The sequence below is a fragment of the Microbacterium sp. EYE_78 genome, from assembly GCF_023149035.1.
Lineage (GTDB): Bacteria > Actinomycetota > Actinomycetes > Actinomycetales > Microbacteriaceae > Microbacterium.
Genome location: NZ_JAHXMY010000002.1, coordinates 237830 through 253402, shown reverse-complemented (window position 1 = coordinate 253402; position 15573 = coordinate 237830). Strand labels below are relative to the sequence as shown.

12 protein-coding genes and 1 pseudogene are annotated in these 15573 nt (G+C 72.0%); 6 read left to right on the top strand and 7 right to left on the bottom strand.

Going from position 1 to position 15573, the window contains the following annotated elements; genetic code table 11:
* Positions 1-20 precede the first annotated feature (20 nt).
* From KZX17_RS08230 to KZX17_RS08220, 3 genes and pseudogenes are all read right to left on the bottom strand, one after another.
* Positions 21-617 (bottom strand): energy-coupling factor transporter transmembrane component T, encoded by a 597-nt coding sequence (locus tag KZX17_RS08230; protein ID WP_248171970.1) that lies wholly within the window; start codon positions 615-617, stop codon positions 21-23.
* A pseudogene (locus KZX17_RS08225) lies at positions 611-1207 on the bottom strand (energy-coupling factor ABC transporter ATP-binding protein); the annotation flags it as partial. The gene KZX17_RS08230 and the pseudogene KZX17_RS08225, both read right to left, overlap by 7 nt.
* 83 nt (positions 1208-1290) lie before the next feature.
* Positions 1291-1890 carry a biotin transporter BioY gene (locus KZX17_RS08220; RefSeq protein ID WP_248171966.1) on the bottom strand — a complete coding sequence of 200 codons (600 nt, stop codon included), beginning with the start codon at positions 1888-1890 and terminating at the stop codon, positions 1291-1293.
* 52 nt (positions 1891-1942) lie between these two features.
* On the opposite strand from KZX17_RS08220, the gene KZX17_RS08215 reads away from it, so the two are divergent.
* Positions 1943-2545 carry a TetR/AcrR family transcriptional regulator gene (locus KZX17_RS08215; RefSeq protein ID WP_248171964.1) on the top strand — a complete coding sequence of 201 codons (603 nt, stop codon included), beginning with the start codon at positions 1943-1945 and terminating at the stop codon, positions 2543-2545.
* Between the two features lie 26 nt (positions 2546-2571).
* Positions 2572-2997 (top strand): metallopeptidase family protein, encoded by a 426-nt coding sequence (locus KZX17_RS08210; RefSeq protein ID WP_374107963.1) that lies wholly within the window; start codon positions 2572-2574, stop codon positions 2995-2997.
* Between the two features lie 25 nt (positions 2998-3022).
* On the opposite strand, the gene KZX17_RS08205 is transcribed toward KZX17_RS08210, so the two are convergent.
* From KZX17_RS08205 to manA, 4 genes are all read right to left on the bottom strand, one after another.
* Positions 3023-4417 (bottom strand): DUF5719 family protein, encoded by a 1395-nt coding sequence (locus KZX17_RS08205; RefSeq protein ID WP_248171963.1) that lies wholly within the window; start codon positions 4415-4417, stop codon positions 3023-3025.
* Complete coding sequence (locus tag KZX17_RS08200; protein ID WP_248171961.1) at positions 4414-7254, bottom strand: glycosyltransferase; 2841 nt, start codon at positions 7252-7254, stop codon at positions 4414-4416. The genes KZX17_RS08205 and KZX17_RS08200 overlap by 4 nt, the downstream gene beginning before the upstream one ends.
* A 66-nt stretch (positions 7255-7320) precedes the next feature.
* Complete coding sequence (locus tag KZX17_RS08195) at positions 7321-7641, bottom strand: WhiB family transcriptional regulator (protein ID WP_248171959.1); 321 nt, start codon at positions 7639-7641, stop codon at positions 7321-7323.
* Between the two features lie 153 nt (positions 7642-7794).
* Positions 7795-8946 (bottom strand): mannose-6-phosphate isomerase, class I, encoded by a 1152-nt coding sequence (gene manA, locus KZX17_RS08190; protein WP_248171957.1) that lies wholly within the window; start codon positions 8944-8946, stop codon positions 7795-7797.
* 39 nt (positions 8947-8985) lie between these two features.
* On the opposite strand from manA, the gene KZX17_RS08185 reads away from it, so the two are divergent.
* From KZX17_RS08185 to KZX17_RS08170, 4 genes are read left to right on the top strand one after another with little or no spacing between them, the layout of a single operon-like run.
* Complete coding sequence (locus KZX17_RS08185) at positions 8986-10386, top strand: O-antigen ligase (RefSeq protein WP_248171955.1); 1401 nt, start codon at positions 8986-8988, stop codon at positions 10384-10386.
* A complete protein-coding gene (locus KZX17_RS08180; protein WP_248171949.1) occupies positions 10383-11702 on the top strand; it encodes an O-antigen ligase in 1320 nt (439 codons plus the stop codon). The genes KZX17_RS08185 and KZX17_RS08180 overlap by 4 nt, the downstream gene beginning before the upstream one ends.
* Before the next feature lie 37 nt (positions 11703-11739).
* Positions 11740-14121, top strand: a complete 2382-nt coding sequence (locus KZX17_RS08175; protein ID WP_248171947.1) for a CDP-glycerol glycerophosphotransferase family protein — start codon at positions 11740-11742, stop codon at positions 14119-14121.
* Between the two features lie 55 nt (positions 14122-14176).
* Positions 14177-15571: a bifunctional cytidylyltransferase/SDR family oxidoreductase gene (locus tag KZX17_RS08170; RefSeq protein WP_248171945.1), complete on the top strand. Its 1395-nt coding sequence runs from the start codon at positions 14177-14179 to the stop codon at positions 15569-15571.
* The last annotated feature ends 2 nt before the right edge of the window (positions 15572-15573 follow it).

The following is a 15573-nucleotide window of genomic DNA, read 5'->3' as shown; positions in this document are numbered from 1 at the left end:
AGGTGCACGGACGGATGCGGTCAGCGCACCCCGCGTGCAGTCAGCGCGTCACCGAGCTGGTCCGCGTGCCGGAGGGCGAGGACGAGGAACGGCACGGCGAAGAAGCGGATTCCCCGCCCGGCGCCGCGGGCGCGCTGCGCGTCACGGACATCGCGGGCGAGCCGGGTCAGCGTCGGGACGGCCCCCAGGGCGACGACGAGGAGGAGGGCGACGCGGTCGGGGTCGACCCCGACCCGCCGGAGGGGACGGATCGCCCGCTCGACGGCGTCGAGGAGCTCCGAGGCGGGGGTGGTGAGCGTCAGCAACCCTGCCAGGAGCACTGCGGCGGCGATCCGCGCCGCACCCGCCGTCGCCGCCTCGATGCCCAGGAACACCGCGGGGAGGGCGAGGGCGACGCCGAGCATCCAGCGGAGTGCCCACAGCTGGCGCAGGACGTCCCTGGCGCCGACCCCGGGCAACGCGTAGCAGACCGCGCACGTCGCCGCCGCGGCGGCGGCGGCCGCCCAGACGCCGGGGAGCAGCGAGACGCCGACCACCAACAGCAGGAGGATCGCCGTCTTGGGGGCCGGCGGCATCCTGTGCCACGGTCCCCGGCCGGGCCGATACAGGCTCAGCATCGCCAGGACGCCTCGTGCGTCGCGGCGATGTCGTCGGCGTCGCCGACCTGTGCGACGCGGCCGCGCTCGATCCGGACGGCGGCGTCGCATCGGCGGACGAGCGTCATGTCGTGGGTGACGAGCACCATCCGATGCGTGCCCCGGAAGAGGTGGTCGGCCACCCGCGCGGAGTTCCTGCCGTCGAGGAAGGCGGTCGGCTCGTCCGCCACCACGAGCTCCGGCGCGCGCACGAAGGCGCCAGCCAGCGCGAGGAGCTGCTTCTGCCCGCCCGACAGCTCGTGCGCCGGGTGCGCGGCCAGCTCCGTCAGCCCGAATCGATCGAGGGAAGCGGCGACGCGGGCATCCCGCTCGCGGCGATCGAGCCGGGCGGAGCGCAGCGAGAAGGCCACGTCCTCGGCGACGGTCGGCATGACGATCTGCGCATCCGGGTTGCTGAAGACCGCTGCCACGCGTCGACGGAGGTCCGCCGCACCCGCCGCGACGTCGAGACCCAGCACGCGGGCAGTGCCGGACGTCGGGCGGACGAGGCCCGCGATCACCCGGGCGAGCGTCGACTTGCCCGACCCGTTGTCGCCCACGACCGCGACGGTCCGGGCGTCGAGGTCGAGATCGACGCCCGTCAGCACGTCGACGTCGGCGAGGCGGACCGAGACGCCCGCCAGCGACAGCGCGTTCACGGGGCGGGGACGAGGACGCGCGACGGCGCGGCCCACGTCCTGCGGAACGCTCGCGGATACCCGCGGACCAGCGCACCGACGATCACCGTCGCGATCACGGCCTTGACGATGTCCCCCGGCACGAAAGCGAGGTTGGCGAGGGCGGCCTGATCGACGCTGATCCGCATGACCAGGCTCTGCACCGGGATGCCGCATGCGTAGATCACGACGACCCCACCCACCAGCATCCCGGCGGCGGTGCGCCACCAGACGGGACGGCGACCGCGGGCATGCACGATCAGCCCGACCACGACGGCGCCCAGCACCCATCCCAGCAGGTAGCCCGCCGTGGGACCCACGAAGACCCCGGGTCCGCCGCGTCCGCCGGCCAGCAGCGGCAACCCGATCGCCACCAGCGCGAGGAGCGTGGCCACGGAGATCGCGCCGAGGGCCGGTCCGAGGACCGCGCCGGCCAGCATCACGCCGAGCGTCTGCGCGGTGATCGGAACGCCGCCGAACACGCTGAACGAGCCGGGCAGGCCGAGCACCGCGATCACCGCGGCGAAGACGCCGGCTCGGGCGAGGTCGGTCGCGTCGAAGCGAGCGGAACGGGTCATCACATCCTCCTGAACAGCGTTCACGTGAACACTGTTCAGGTACGGTAGTGGCATGGTGCCCCGCGAGCCAAACCCGACCCCCGCCGCACGCCGGTCGCGGGACGACATCGTCGACGCGGCGCTCGCGCTGCTCGACCGCGTCGGGCTCCCCGATCTCTCCATGCGACGGCTCGCAGACGACCTCGGTGTGCAGCCGAGCGCCCTGTACTGGCATGTCGCGAGCAAGCAGGACCTCCTGGCAGCGGTGAGCAGCCGCATCCTCTCCCCCATCGAGCTCGATCCCGGACTGGATGCGGCGACCGCCGCCGTCGCGCTGGGACACCGCCTGCACGACCTGCTCCTCGCCCACCGGGACGGCGCCGAGGTGGTCTCGAGCTCGCTCGCGCTCGGGCTCGTCGAGCCGCCGCTGCGCGGACCGTTCGCCGAGGTGGAAGCCGACCCCGGGGCGGCCGCCGCGATCGCGGATGCCGTCACGCACTTCGTCGTGGGCTTCACCTTCCACGAGCAGCAGCGGCGAGCCGCCGACGCCCTCGGCGCCGCCGCCACCGGAGCGCGCCTGTCTCCCGATGAGGTCGCCGACGGGACCGACGGCGGCTTCGACGCGGCCCTCGAGCTCATCTCCGCCGGCATCCGCGCAGGGTCGACCCGCGCCTAGGATGGGCGCATGCCCGCAGGGACCCGATCGTGAGACGACGCGCGCGCACCGCTGCGCGGCCCGACCGCCACGGGCGACACGGGCGCCTCGATCGCAGCTCCGTGGTGCGCCCGCCGCTGCCGGCCATCGAGACCCGCGCCGAGCGGTTCGATCTGACCGTGGGCACCGCGGTGGAGTTCCTCCGGAGCGCTTGGCCCGAACTGCGGGACGTGCGATTCGACGTGGGGTGGATGCCGGAGGCCAGCGACGAGGACGGCATCCCGCGCTGGTCCGTCGACACCGGCACGCAGCGCATCATCCTCTTCCGGCTGCCGATCGAACGTCTCGCCCGCCTGCACCGCAACGACGAGCTGCACCGTCGCATGATGATCGAGAGCTGCGTCTTCCGTGCCGCCGCGGAGTATCTCGACCGCGACCCGTGGGACCTCGGCCCCGACCGATTCCGGTTCTGAACGGCCCAGCGTTTCGCCGGCGTCCTCAGCGGGGACGGACCTCGATCGGAGCCGCTGCGGCATCGGCGGGGACGACCGCGTAGCCGGCGATCCCCTGCGGCGACGTGAAGGTCACACCCGCGCGGAGCGTGCCGCCCGCGGGATCGAGGTGGTAGAGCTCGCCGGCTCGGAGGTCGACGGACACCGAGCCGCCACCCGGCACCCGCACCTCACGCGGATCGCCGCCGCCGGCGCCGTCCGTGAGCACCGCCGCCACCTCGTCGTCGCCCGGGTTCACGAGCGCCAACTGGGGCTCGGGTCCCTCGGCGACCGCCAGCAGGGTGGGAACGGAGATGTCGTCCGCCGATCCGTACCACGCGAAGTCCGACCCCGCCCCCGCACCCGTGGCCGCGTGGACCGCGGTGACGACGGGGGCGTCGGCCGCGACCTCGACCCGGTAGCGCCCCTCGGGCAGCGACTCGAGGTCGACCTCCGCCGGGACGCCCGCCTCGAGCGCGAGGTCCGGGAAGGATGCGGCGGCGGAGCGGCCGCCGAGGGGCGTGATGGTCACCGTCGCGGTCGTCGCGTCCGACGGCGCCAGCAGGCGGACACTGGTGTCGGACGGCTCGTCGCTGCCACCCACGACGGAGAAGGCCGGCACCGTCTGCGAGGTCGTCGGCAGTCCCGTCGCGCCGACCACGTCGAGGCCGACGGGGACGAGGGTGCGGGTCAGCGAGGTCTGCAGGACCGCGTCGACGGGCGCCTGGGTCGAGGACACGAGGACGACCGGGTTCGATTCGGCCAGCGCGACCGACGCGAGGGGGATGACCCGCTGCTGCCCCGCCGGGACGAGGAGCCCCGCGCCCGCGTCGGGCGTCACGCGTCCGGTCGCACCGAAGACGGTGAGGTCGACCTGCGCCGCCACCTGGCCGGGATTGGTCAGGACGATGAGGTCCGCCGCCCCCGTCGCGCCGCTGCCGCCCACGAGCCAGGACTCCATGGCAGGCGGTGCACACGACGACGCGGCGAATCCGACGAGGTCGTCGGCGTCGGCGACCGCCGACTGCGCGGCCGCGAGGTCGGTCCGGACCCGGTCGATCGGCTCCGCCGTGACGGAGCGGGCGGTCGGCTCCCCCGAGACGTCGACCGAGGTGGTCTCGCCGTCCACGGCTTCGGGCGAGCCGGCGGCGGTCCCGGTCACGACGTCCGGCGCCGCCGCGACCTCGAGCGCGGCCGCATCCTCCGCATCGCGGCCCGCGGCCAGGATGGGACCGGAGCAGGCGAGGACGGAGGTCGCCGGCTGCGGCCGTGTGGTGAGCGAGAGCGGATCGCGCTCCGCCGTCGGCCAGTCGACCAGGGCTCCGGCAGCGACGACCGCCGCGACCGCGAGTCCGGCGACCGCGCCGGCCGCGCGACGCACAGGTGTGGGGGCGCCGGTCACGATCCGCTCCGTTCTCCGATGACACGCGGGTACCGCCGACCGGTCCGCAGGCTCGTCCGCGTCGGAATGGCGAGGAGGAGTGCGATGGCCGCGACACCGAGCTGGAGCAGGGCGATGCGGCCCGCCTGCGGCCCGGCATCGTCGTCCGCGGAGCGCTGCGCCACATCGCCTTCGACGCTCCACAGCGACCCGCGCGCCGTCTCGCCGACGCTCACCAGTTCGGATCGCTGGTCGAGGAGGGTCTGCGCCTCCAGCCGGGTCGCCCGCGCCAGGTCGCTCTCCCGCGGCGCGCTCTCGAGCACGACGTAGGCGATGCCGTGCTCGGCCAGCCGCGCGACGACGTCGCCCGACGGCGTCGAGACGAGGTCGGCCGTGGCGTGCGCGAGTTCGCGGTCCGCATCGGTCAGCGCGGCACGGGCCGACTGCAGCGTGGATTGTCCGCCGAGGGTCTCGCTGGCGCCCCAGACGACGGATGCGGCGTAGGCGCCGTCCGCCTCGACCGTCAGCACGAGCGTCGCCGTCTGCTCACCGTCCCGCTCCCCCTCGGCGCCCGCCGTCTGCACGTACGCGGGGAGCGTGCTCGCCGGCCCGTTCTGCAGTTCGGCCGTCCCTCGGTGCACGGCGGTGAACGCGGGCACCGCACCGATCGCGAGGAATGCGATGACGACGGATGCCGCGACCGGCACGAGCGCTGCGGTTCGACGCATCCCGTCGAGTCCTGCGACCGCGGCCAGGAGCAGTCCCGCCCATGCGAGGCTCAGCGGGGCACCGGGCCAGATCGTGATCGGGCCGTCGGTGCCGACGCTGAGCGAGATGCCGGAGGCGACGACCGCGGTGAGGATGCCGAGGGCCGCTGCGACGAGCGCCACGAGGGCCGGCAGCACCCGTCGGCCGAGCGCGGGCGCGAGCACCGCGAAGACCAGGACCGGTGCGGTCAGGACGGCCACCCACCAGGCGGGGAAGACGGCGCCGAGGAGGTCCGACCATCCCGCAGCGTCCACGTCGGGGTATCCGAAGGCGAAGAGGATCCGTGCCCAGGGCTCGTGCGCCGGCGCGCCTCCGAAGGACGCTCCCGGATCGGCGAAGAGCGCCAGGAGGTCTCCCGCGACCACTCGGTGCCACGCCAGCGGGAGGAAGAGCGCGGCCGCCGGGATCATCAGCCAGACGATGCGGAGCACGCCGCGCCCGCGCCGCAGGACCAGGCACAAGAGGATGCCGACCACCCAGAGCGCCACGATCGCGGGGGCGACCGACGGGGCGCACGCGAGCACGATCGCCACGAACAGCGAACCGAGCGCTGCGCTGCTCCACGAGCGCCGCGCGGCCGCCGCCGTGTAGACGACCCAGGGCAGCGCGAGGTGCAGGACGAGCGCCGCGGGGCGCCCGTCGACGAGGGCGGCGAGGAACGGCGGCGCCACCGCCCAGCCGAAGGCCGCGGTGCAGCGGAGCACGGAGCGCTCGGTGACGCGGGTCGCGGCGAACCAGCCGCCGAGAGCGGCAAGCGGGAGGGCGAGGAGCCAGAGCACGACGAGCGCGCGGGACGGAGCCAGCGGAGAGAGGGATCCGATGAGGGCGACGACCGCGGCGAACGGGTCCGCCGGGCCCGCCGTGTCCCACCCCACGGCGCGGGCACCGAGGGCCGCGTCGCCCCACAGCGCGAGGACGCCGCTCCGGAGAGGAAGGAGTCCGCCGCCGCCGAGGACCGGCCACGCCAGCAGTGAGGCGAACGCGATGGCCGACGTCGCAAGCGCGCCGAGCACGACCCACGCTCCGCCGCCGCTGAAGAAGCGGAGCTCCGCTCTCGCGGTCGAGGCGTGCAGCGAGTCATCCTCGAGTCGCTGCCGGACCTCCCGTCGTCCGATGCACAGCGGCGCGATCGCCGCCCACGACGCGGAGCGGGTCCGCCGGATGATGCGACGTGCGCGGGCGATCGCCGGGATGCGGAGCATCACCGTGATCGCGGCGAACCACTCCGGGCCGATCCTCGACGGGGTCTTCGCGACCAGATGCAGGACTGTGCGCCACAGCGCGATCGGCAGGAGCGTCAACCACAGCGGCACCACGGCTGCAGCCGGCGCGAAGACCAACCGCCGGTGGAGTTCCGCGGCACGACCCGCGTACGCTCGGCGACCGCGCGCGCCGGCGGAGCGACCCGACGGCGTGCCGGCGACGCCGTCGCCGGCTACGGCGACGAGGGCGGTCGGCGCGAGCACGACACGCCCTCCCGCCAGGCGAGCACGGACGCCGAGGTCGAGCCCCTCGTCGGCCCCTGAGAGGGCCGGGTCGAGACCTTCCAGCGCCGTCCACACGTCGGTGCGGACGAGGACCCCGCGGATGTCGCTGGCGAGGACGTCCTCGCCGGCGTCGTGCTGCCCCTGGTCGAGCTCGCCGTCGGCGAGTCCCACGGTCCGGCCCCCGCGCGTCATCGTCACGCCGAGGGAGACGATGCGGCCGGCGTCGTCCCAGTCGACGAGCTTGGGCGCCGCGAAGGCGACGGACGGCGCTGCTTCGAGCGCGCCGGTCAGGCGCGCGAGCGCGTCGGGAGCGGGTGCCGTGTCCTGCGCGAGCAGCCACACCGCATCGCCCGAGACCCGCCGGGACGCCAGACGCAGCGCATCGGCGAAGCTCGTCGCGCGGCCGGCCACGATGACCGCCTCGGCCCCCGACTCGGCGGCCAGGCGCCGCATGGCGTCATCCGCACCGCACAGGACGACGGTCAGCGCGTCGGCGCGCCGAGTCTGCGCGGCGAGCGCGCGCAGCGTCCTGCTCAGGTGCAGGTCTGTGGATCCCCGTCCGTGGGGGCGGACGACGAGAAGAGCATGGACTCGGGCGGGCATGACCAGGTCAGCCTAGGCGGGCTGCATCCGTCCGAGCGGAGGCCGCCCGGGGTGGCGCGGATCGGATCAGGACGCGCGGCGCTTGAGCTTCCGGCGCTCGCGCTCGCTCAGTCCACCCCAGATGCCGAACCGCTCGTCGTTCTGGAGGGCGTACTCGAGGCACTCCCCACGCACGTCGCACGAGGTGCAGATACGCTTCGCGTCACGAGTCGACCCGCCCTTCTCGGGGAAGAACGCCTCGGGGTCCGTCTGCGCGCAGAGCGCGTCCGCCTGCCACGCGAGGGCCGTGTCCTCGTCGGACTCGACGGGCCGGCGAACACCGGGGACCCCGAGGTTGACCGGGTCGACGAACCAATTCTCGGGAACGCCGGAACGGTAACCCGCCATCTTGCTCTCCCACCTGTAGACCCTCGCCGCTGGGCGGCTCGTGGCCTTAATTACACCCGTGTGATTCGCCTGGGTCAAGTCGCAAATCGTAAACCCTCAACCCGACATTGAATCTTCTTGTCGCGCTGCGGCGTGTCGCGCGGGACCCGCGACTCACTCCGCAGTGCCCGGGCGCGCGACGTAGGCCGTCCCGCGCCCAGAGATGCGCACCTCGGGCTCGCCGTCGACGACGGCGGCGCGGCCGGGCGTCAGCGTGAGTCGCACGTCGCCCCCCACCACGGTGAGCTCGCCCGCGGCGGCCAGCACGATGGTGGGCACCGCGGCATCGAACGCGGCGTCGTCGCCGTCCAGCACGTGGCGCACGAGCGTGAAGTCCGGCACGCCCGCGTCGAAGACGTCCGCGTCGCCGCGCCGTTCGGGAACGAGGACCGGGGCGTCACCGGGTCGGGTGTCGATGATGCGCATGAGTTCCGGCACGTCGATGTGCTTCGGGGTCAGTCCCCCGCGCAGGACGTTGTCGCTCGCCGCCATGAGTTCCACCCCGAGACCGTCCTGGTACGCGTGCAGCACTCCTGCGGGAGCGAACACCGCGTCGCCCCGACGGAGGACGACGAGGTTCATCAGCAGCGCGACGACGAGGCCGGGGTCGCCCGGGAAGTCCTCGGAGACGGCCCGGAGGACGTCGATCTCTTCGGCATAGGGCGTCGCGGGATCGACTCGCACCTCGCGGAGCGCCGCGGCGAGGTCGGCGACGACGTCAGCGGAACGGCCGCTCAAGGCATCCTCGATGATGCGCCGCAGCGCACCCGCCGCATCCTCATCCGTCAGGGCATCCTGCAGCAGGCGCACACCCTCGCGATCGCCGAGTCCCGCGAGGAGCTCGCGGGTGCGCGCGACCGGCCGCAGCCCGACCAGCGCGCGGAACCGGTCGCTCAGCGCGACGATGATCTCCGGCTTGTGGTTGGCGTCGCGGTAGAGACGATCGGGTGCATCGATCGGGATGCCGGCGGCCTCCTCGCGCGCGTAGCCCTCACGAGCCTGCGTCAGATCGGGATGGGCCTGGATCGACAGGGACGAGGACGCCGCGAGGATCTTCAGCAGATACGGCAGCGGCGGCGCCCCGGCATCCCCTCGCGCTTCCGCCAACGTGCGGCCGTCGCCCAGCCGGGCCGGGCTGCCCGGGTGATCGCCGAACCAGACCTCGGCCTCAGGGGCGCCTGAGGGCGTCCGACCCTGCAGCGCCGGGATGAGGGTGGGGGATCCCCAGGCATAGTCGCGGGGGTCGTTCGACAGCGTCTCCAGCACACCGTCAGCCTAGGGGGCGCGCGATACCCTGCTGTCACGATGGCCGTCCATACGAAGCACCCGATCTCGGCTCCGCCGAGTGCGCCGCCGCGCGAGCGGACGGGCCATATCCTGCTGCGCGGCTGGTGCGTCGTCCTGCTCGTCGTCACACTGTCGGGGACGGCGCTGCCGCTCGCGTTCGGTGTTCCGGTCGCCGCCGGCATCGGCGTCGCCTCCTTCCTCGTGTCGGTCATCCTGTGGACGATCCTGCGGCCCCGAGTGCAGTGGCGGCGGCTCCCCTGGTACGCGATGGCGTACATCGTCTGGGCCCTGGCATCCCTCATCTGGACCGCGTGGATCGAGGCGACCGCTCTCACCGTCTCGTTCATGGTCGTCACGACCGTCGGCGCGCTGTTCGTGGGCGCCGTGCTGACGTGGCGGGAGCTCGTGCGCGCCCTGGCTTCGGCCCTGAAGTGGATGCTGTCACTGTCGCTGCTGCTCGAAGCGTGGGTCGCTGTGGTCTGGGACGGACCGATCCTTCCCGGATTCGTGCGGCCGGAACGGCCCGCCGACGACCCGATCGTCTATTGGGTGCGGAGCAACCTGCTCGACGGCGGCCGCATCCAGGGTGTCTTCGGCAATTCGAACGCGCTGGCGTACGTGGCTCTCCTCGCGGTCATCGTCTTCGCGATCCGCATCGCCTCGCGCGCGCCCCGACGACCGGCCCTGGCCCTCTGGACCCTGCTCGCGCTGTACCTCTTCGTCCGCGCCGGCTCCGCGACGGCGACGGTGGCCGCGGTGATGGTCGTCGTGGTCCTCCTCACCGTCCTCGTCATGCGGACGACCACCCGCGCAGGGCAGCGCACGCGCTACTACGTCGCCTACGCCGTCGTCGCCCTCGGCGGACTCGCCGCCGCGTGGGCGTTCCGCGATCGCCTCTTCTCCACCCTCGGCCGGTCGACCGACCTCACCGGGCGCGAGGGGATCTGGGAGCAGGTGCTGGCTCGCGCCTCGGAGCGGCCGATCGTCGGATGGGGCTTCTCCACCCCCTGGATCACCACGGACCCCGCCTTCGACGGGTGGATCATCGACCACGGACAGTCGGTCATGCAGGCCCACAACATGTGGATCGACGTCTTCCTGCAGCTCGGGATCGTCGGGGTCGTCCTGATCGTCGCGGCCTACCTCGCCTTCGTCTGGCGATCCTGGTTCTTCGCCGTCGACCGTCCCCGCTGGGATCTCGTGGCCGACCGCCCGTACTCCGCCGTCACGCTGCTGCCGACGCTGACCGGCGCCGTCCTGCTCGTCCAGGGTCTGGCCGAATCCACGCCGTTGCTGAACTGGGGGTGGTTCCTGCTCATCCTCTTCGCCTTCAAGATCAAGCAGGCTCCGCTCATGGGTCGGGGTCCCTCCGAGGAACGTCTGCTCGGCGAACAGGGCGACAGGCCCGCCGACCGATGACCGCCGAGGAGGTCCGTCCACGCGCCGCCGCGTTCCTCGCGTCGGCCGACTTCATGGCGGTCTACACGGTGACCACCATCGGAGCCCTGTTCGCGACGCCGGCGCTTCGAAGCCTGATGGGCAACGCCGGCTACGGCGCCATCCTGACCGGGCTGTGCGTCCTCGGCGGCGGGATCATGTACGCCCGTCGTGCGGAGCTGCGCCTCATCCATCTCGTGCCGACGACGCTGCTGGTGCTCCTCGGGTGGCTGCTGGTCACGTCCACCTGGTCGGCTTCTCCGACCGCGTCGCTCACCGGCTGGCTGCAGCTCGGCGCGCCCACCTTCCTCGCGGTGGTCGTCGCGCAGTTCCGAGACACGCTGCAGACGGTGCGCGCCACCGGTGACGCCCTGCGCCTCCTCCTCACCGTCTCACTGGGACTCGAGATCCTCAGCGGCATCCTGCTCGACGTCCCCATCGCCTTCCTCGGCATCGCGGGCAACCTGGCCGAGGGCGGACCGGTGCAGGGTGTCTTCGGGTCGCGGACCGTCCTCGGGGTGGTGACCATCGTCGCGCTGGTCACCTTCCTCGTCGAATGGCGCACCCGCTCGGTCTCGTCAGGCGCCGCGGTGTACTCCGTGTCGCTCGCGGCGATCCTCGCGGTCTTCACCGACTCGCCGCTCGTGCTCGGGATGGCGTTGGCGTCGGGGGCTGCGACCGGGGCGCTGGCGATCCTGCGTCGCGTCTCCCCCCGCGTGCGCCCCCTGCTCCAGGGGGCACTCGCGGCAGCGGTCGTCGTCGGACTGCTCCTCGCCTACGTCTTCCGCCGACCGCTCGTGTACTGGCTGAACGCGGAGCCGGACTTCCTGACGCGCTCACGGCTGTGGAACGTGATCCTCGACATGTCGTCACTCCGGCCCGTGCAGGGTTGGGGGTGGGTCGGGACCTGGCCCGAGTTCCTTTCGCCCTTCAGTTACGTCCGCATCGCGACGGGCCGGCCGCACGCCTCTGCACTGAACGTCTGGATGGACGTGCTCCTCCAGGCCGGCATCGTGGGCGTCGTCCTCCTCGTCGCGTTCGTCGGCATCGGGCTCACCCGCGCCTGGTCCGCGGCGAGCGAACGACGCTCGACGGTGCACGTGTGGCCGGCACTGGTCATCATCGTCCTCCTGTCGGATTCGATCGTGACGAGCTCGCCGCTCGGCGGTTTCGGCTGGTTCCTGCTCGTCCTGTGCGCGACCCGCGCCTCGCTCGTTCGAGGGTGGCGTCGCGAGCGCCCACTGCCTGAGGCATCCGTGCGCCTCCCGCCGACATCGGGGCCGAACCCGGCGGTCTAGACTCGGTCGGTACCGTCAGCCGCCAGGAGGTCCCACCGTGCGATCGCTTCGCAGACGCCTGCGAGGGAACGCCTTCCTCCAGAAATGGCGGTTCCTCATCCCGATCTTGCAGTACGCGGTCGCCGTCCGTCTGGTGCGCGTGTCGCCCGCTCGCGTCCTGTTCCTCTCGGATTCGCGGGTCGGCTTCTCGGGCAACTTCGCCTTCCTCCGCGATGAGATCCGTCGCCAGGATCCGGATGCGGCGATCGTGGGCATCTTCAAAGCCCGACTGTCCGCACGACGGCCGCTGCGCGATGCGCTGCGGCTGCCGTGGGAGCTGGCGCGGGCGCAGACGATCGTCCTCGACGACTACTACCCACTCGTCTACCCGCTCCGCCTCCGCCCGGAGACGCGACTCCTGCAGGTGTGGCATGCGACCGGAGCGTTCAAGCGGGTCGGGTGGAGCAGGGTCGGCCTCCCCGGAGGTCCGCTGCCGGGGTCGGTCGCGCATCGCAACTACACCGATGTGACCGTCAGCTCCGAGGGCGTCCGAGCCGACTACGCCGAGGCGTTCGCCGTCGATCCCGCCCGCGTCCGCGCGGCCGGCGTACCGCGGACGGACGTGTTCTTCGATCGCGGCGTCGTCGAGCGGACGGCTACTGAGGTCCGGTGCCGGCTGGGCGTTCCCACGGATCGCAAGATCGCGCTGTTCGCCCCGACATTCCGAGGCAACGGACAATTGAGCGCGCACTACGACATCGATTGGGTGCCGTGGCTGCGGATGGTCGAAGACCTGGGCGATGAGTGGACGGTCGTCGTCAAACTCCACCCGTTCGTCTCTCGCGCCGAAGCGGAGATCCCGCAGCACGAACGCATCGTGCACGCATCCCACGAGCGCGAGCTCAACGACCTGCTCATGGCCTCCGACGTCCTCATCACCGACTACTCATCGTCGATCTTCGAGTACTCGCTCCTGGACCGCCCGATGGTCTTCTTCTGCCCGGACCTCGAGACCTACTCGGCGGAGCGGTCCTTCTACCACCCCTTCGAGAGCTACTTGGCAGGCCCCGTCGTGACCGACGGTGCGGCGCTCGCCGACGCGGTGCGGTCCGCCCGTGCAGGCGCAGACCTCGCCGCGTTCCGGGAGATGTTCATGTCGGCTTGCGACGGGCGGTCCTCGGAACGGATCGTGCGCGAGGTCATCCTCACTCCTCGGGACGTCGCTGAGCGACCGAGGCTGCTGGACGATCCACCGGCACAGCCGACCCGGATCGACGGATCGGTCGGTCGACACCTCGTCGCCGCCCACGTCCTGCGCTGGACGCTCCGGGCGATCTACGCACCCTTGAAGATCCTGCCCTCCCGCCGGAAGATCGTCATGATCAGCCGAGAGCACCCGCAAGAACCCGACGACTTCGTCGATCTGCGACGCGCCATCGCCGCCCAGGACCCCTCGGTGCGCGTCGTGAGCCTCGTCCGGATGGTGCCGCCCGGTCTCGCGAGGAAGGTGGGGTATGCGGCGCACCTCGTGGTGCAGCTCTACCACGTCGCCACCGCGCGCGTGCTCGTCGTGGACACCTACTCGATGGTCGCGAGCATGCTCACCCACAAGCGCGAGCTCTCCGTCGTGCAGATCTGGCATGCGCTCGGTGCGTTCAAGAAGTTCGGCCTGAGCATCGTCGGACACGGCGAAGGTCGTGATGAGCGGATCGCGCAGGCGATGCGCATGCACGAGGGCTACGACCTCGTCCTGGCCAGCGGTGAAGCATGCCGCGCCCCCTACGCTGAAGCGTTCGGGACCGACCCCGACCGCGTCGTCATCGCACCCCTTCCCCGCGTCGACCGCCTGCGCGACCCCGAGCGCACCGCACAGACGCGGGAGCGGATCCACCGGGCGCACCCGCACCTTCGAGGCGCCCGGGTCGCGGTCTTCGCACCCACCTTCCGGATCGAGGACACCTCGATGGCCGCGCCCGAGCAGATCGTGGAGTCACTCGCCGCCATCGGGGTCCATGTCGTGGTCAAGCTCCACCCGTTGATGACGCTGCAGGACGACGCGATCGACACGGCCGACGGGTTCTCGACACAGGAGATGCTGACCGTCGCCGATCTCTTCATCACGGACTACTCCTCGACACTGTTCGAGGCGGCGGTCCGCGGCATCCCGACGTACTTCCTCGCGCCCGACCTCGACGAGTACCTCGCCACCCGCGACTTCTACCTGGACTACCGGAGGGATCTGCCCGGCCCGGTCTGCACCTCGGTGGACGGCCTCGCCGATGCCATCGCCGCCGAGGCCGCGGATGCGTCGGATGCCGCTGCATTCGCCTCGCGATGGGTGGCCGACGCGGGCTCGGGGAGCAATCGCAGCGCCGACCGCATGGCGCGGATCCTCCTCGGCGAACTCGTCCATCCCGGCTCGAGCCGCGCCCTCGCATAGGATGGTCGGGCGCGTGCGCAGCACGCCACGCATCGAATCACGAGGAGCTCGCGCCGTGAGTAGACCCCGAACCGTCGCCGTCGTCCTCGCAGGAGGCATCGGAGTCCGGGTGGGCCTGGGGATCCCGAAGCAGCTCATCAAGATCGCCGGGAAGGCGATCGTCGAGCACACGCTCGAGGCTCTCGAGGCGAGCGGTCAGATCGACGAGATCGTGATCATGATGAACGCGGCAGCGATCGGCGAGCTCGACCACCTCGTCGAGAGTGGACGGTTCGCCAAGCTGAGCCGCATCCTCCCCGGAGGCGAGACCCGCAACGACACGACCCGGCTCGCCATCGACGCGCTCGACGGCGACGACACCAGGGTCTTGTTCCACGACGCGGTGCGTCCCTTCATCGACGATCGCATCATCGAGGACTGCGTCCGCGCGCTGGACGACTACGAGGCCGTCGACACGGCGATCCCGTCGGCGGACACCATCATCCAGGTCGATGCGGACCGGCGTATCACCGGCATACCGGACCGTTCCCTCCTGCGTCGCGGCCAGACGCCGCAGGCCTTCCGGCTCGGCACCATCCGCCGGGCCTACGAGATCGCCGCGACCGACCCGGATTTCCGCGCGACCGACGACTGCGGCGTCGTGTTCACCTATCTGCCGGAGGTCCCGATCTACGTCGTGGACGGCACTGCGGAGAACATGAAGGTCACCGAGCCGATCGACGTCCACATCGCCGACAAGCTGTTCCAACTGCAGTCCGCCAGCCTGTCCCTCGAGAGCATGACCTCGGTCCCCGACCTCGCAGGGAAGTCCGTCGTGGTCTTCGGCGGCAGCTACGGCATCGGCGAGAGCATCGTGACGCAGGCCACGGCCGCCGGCGCCACCGTGCACGAATTCAGCCGGACGACCACGGGGACCGACATCCGGTCGGCGAAGGCGGTGCGGTCCGCGCTGGCGGCGGCGCACGGCGCCAGCGGCCGCATCGATGTGGTCATCGTGACCGCGGGCGTCCTTCGGATCGCACCGCTGATCGAAAGTCGCAAACGCGACCTGAAGGACACCATCCAGGTCAACCTCATCGCGCCCGCGATCGTCGCGCGCGAGGCGCACCCCTACCTCGCCGAGACCGCCGGGCAGGTGGTGCTCTTCACGTCGAGCTCATATACACGCGGGCGCGCGGGCTACAGCGCCTATTCGGCGACGAAGGCCGGCGTCGTGAACCTCACGCAGGCGCTTGCCGAGGAGTGGGAGGCGTCGCGCGTGCGCATCAACTGCATCAACCCGCAGCGCACCCGAACCCCGATGCGCACGCAGGCGTTCGGCGAGGAGCCGGCCGACAGCTTGCTGGACCCGGCGGACGTCGCCAGGGTCACGCTCAATGTCGCGGCATCCGATCTCACCGGACAGATCGTGACCGTGAACGTGGCCGCGATGCGCGGCGCTGCGGGGTGACC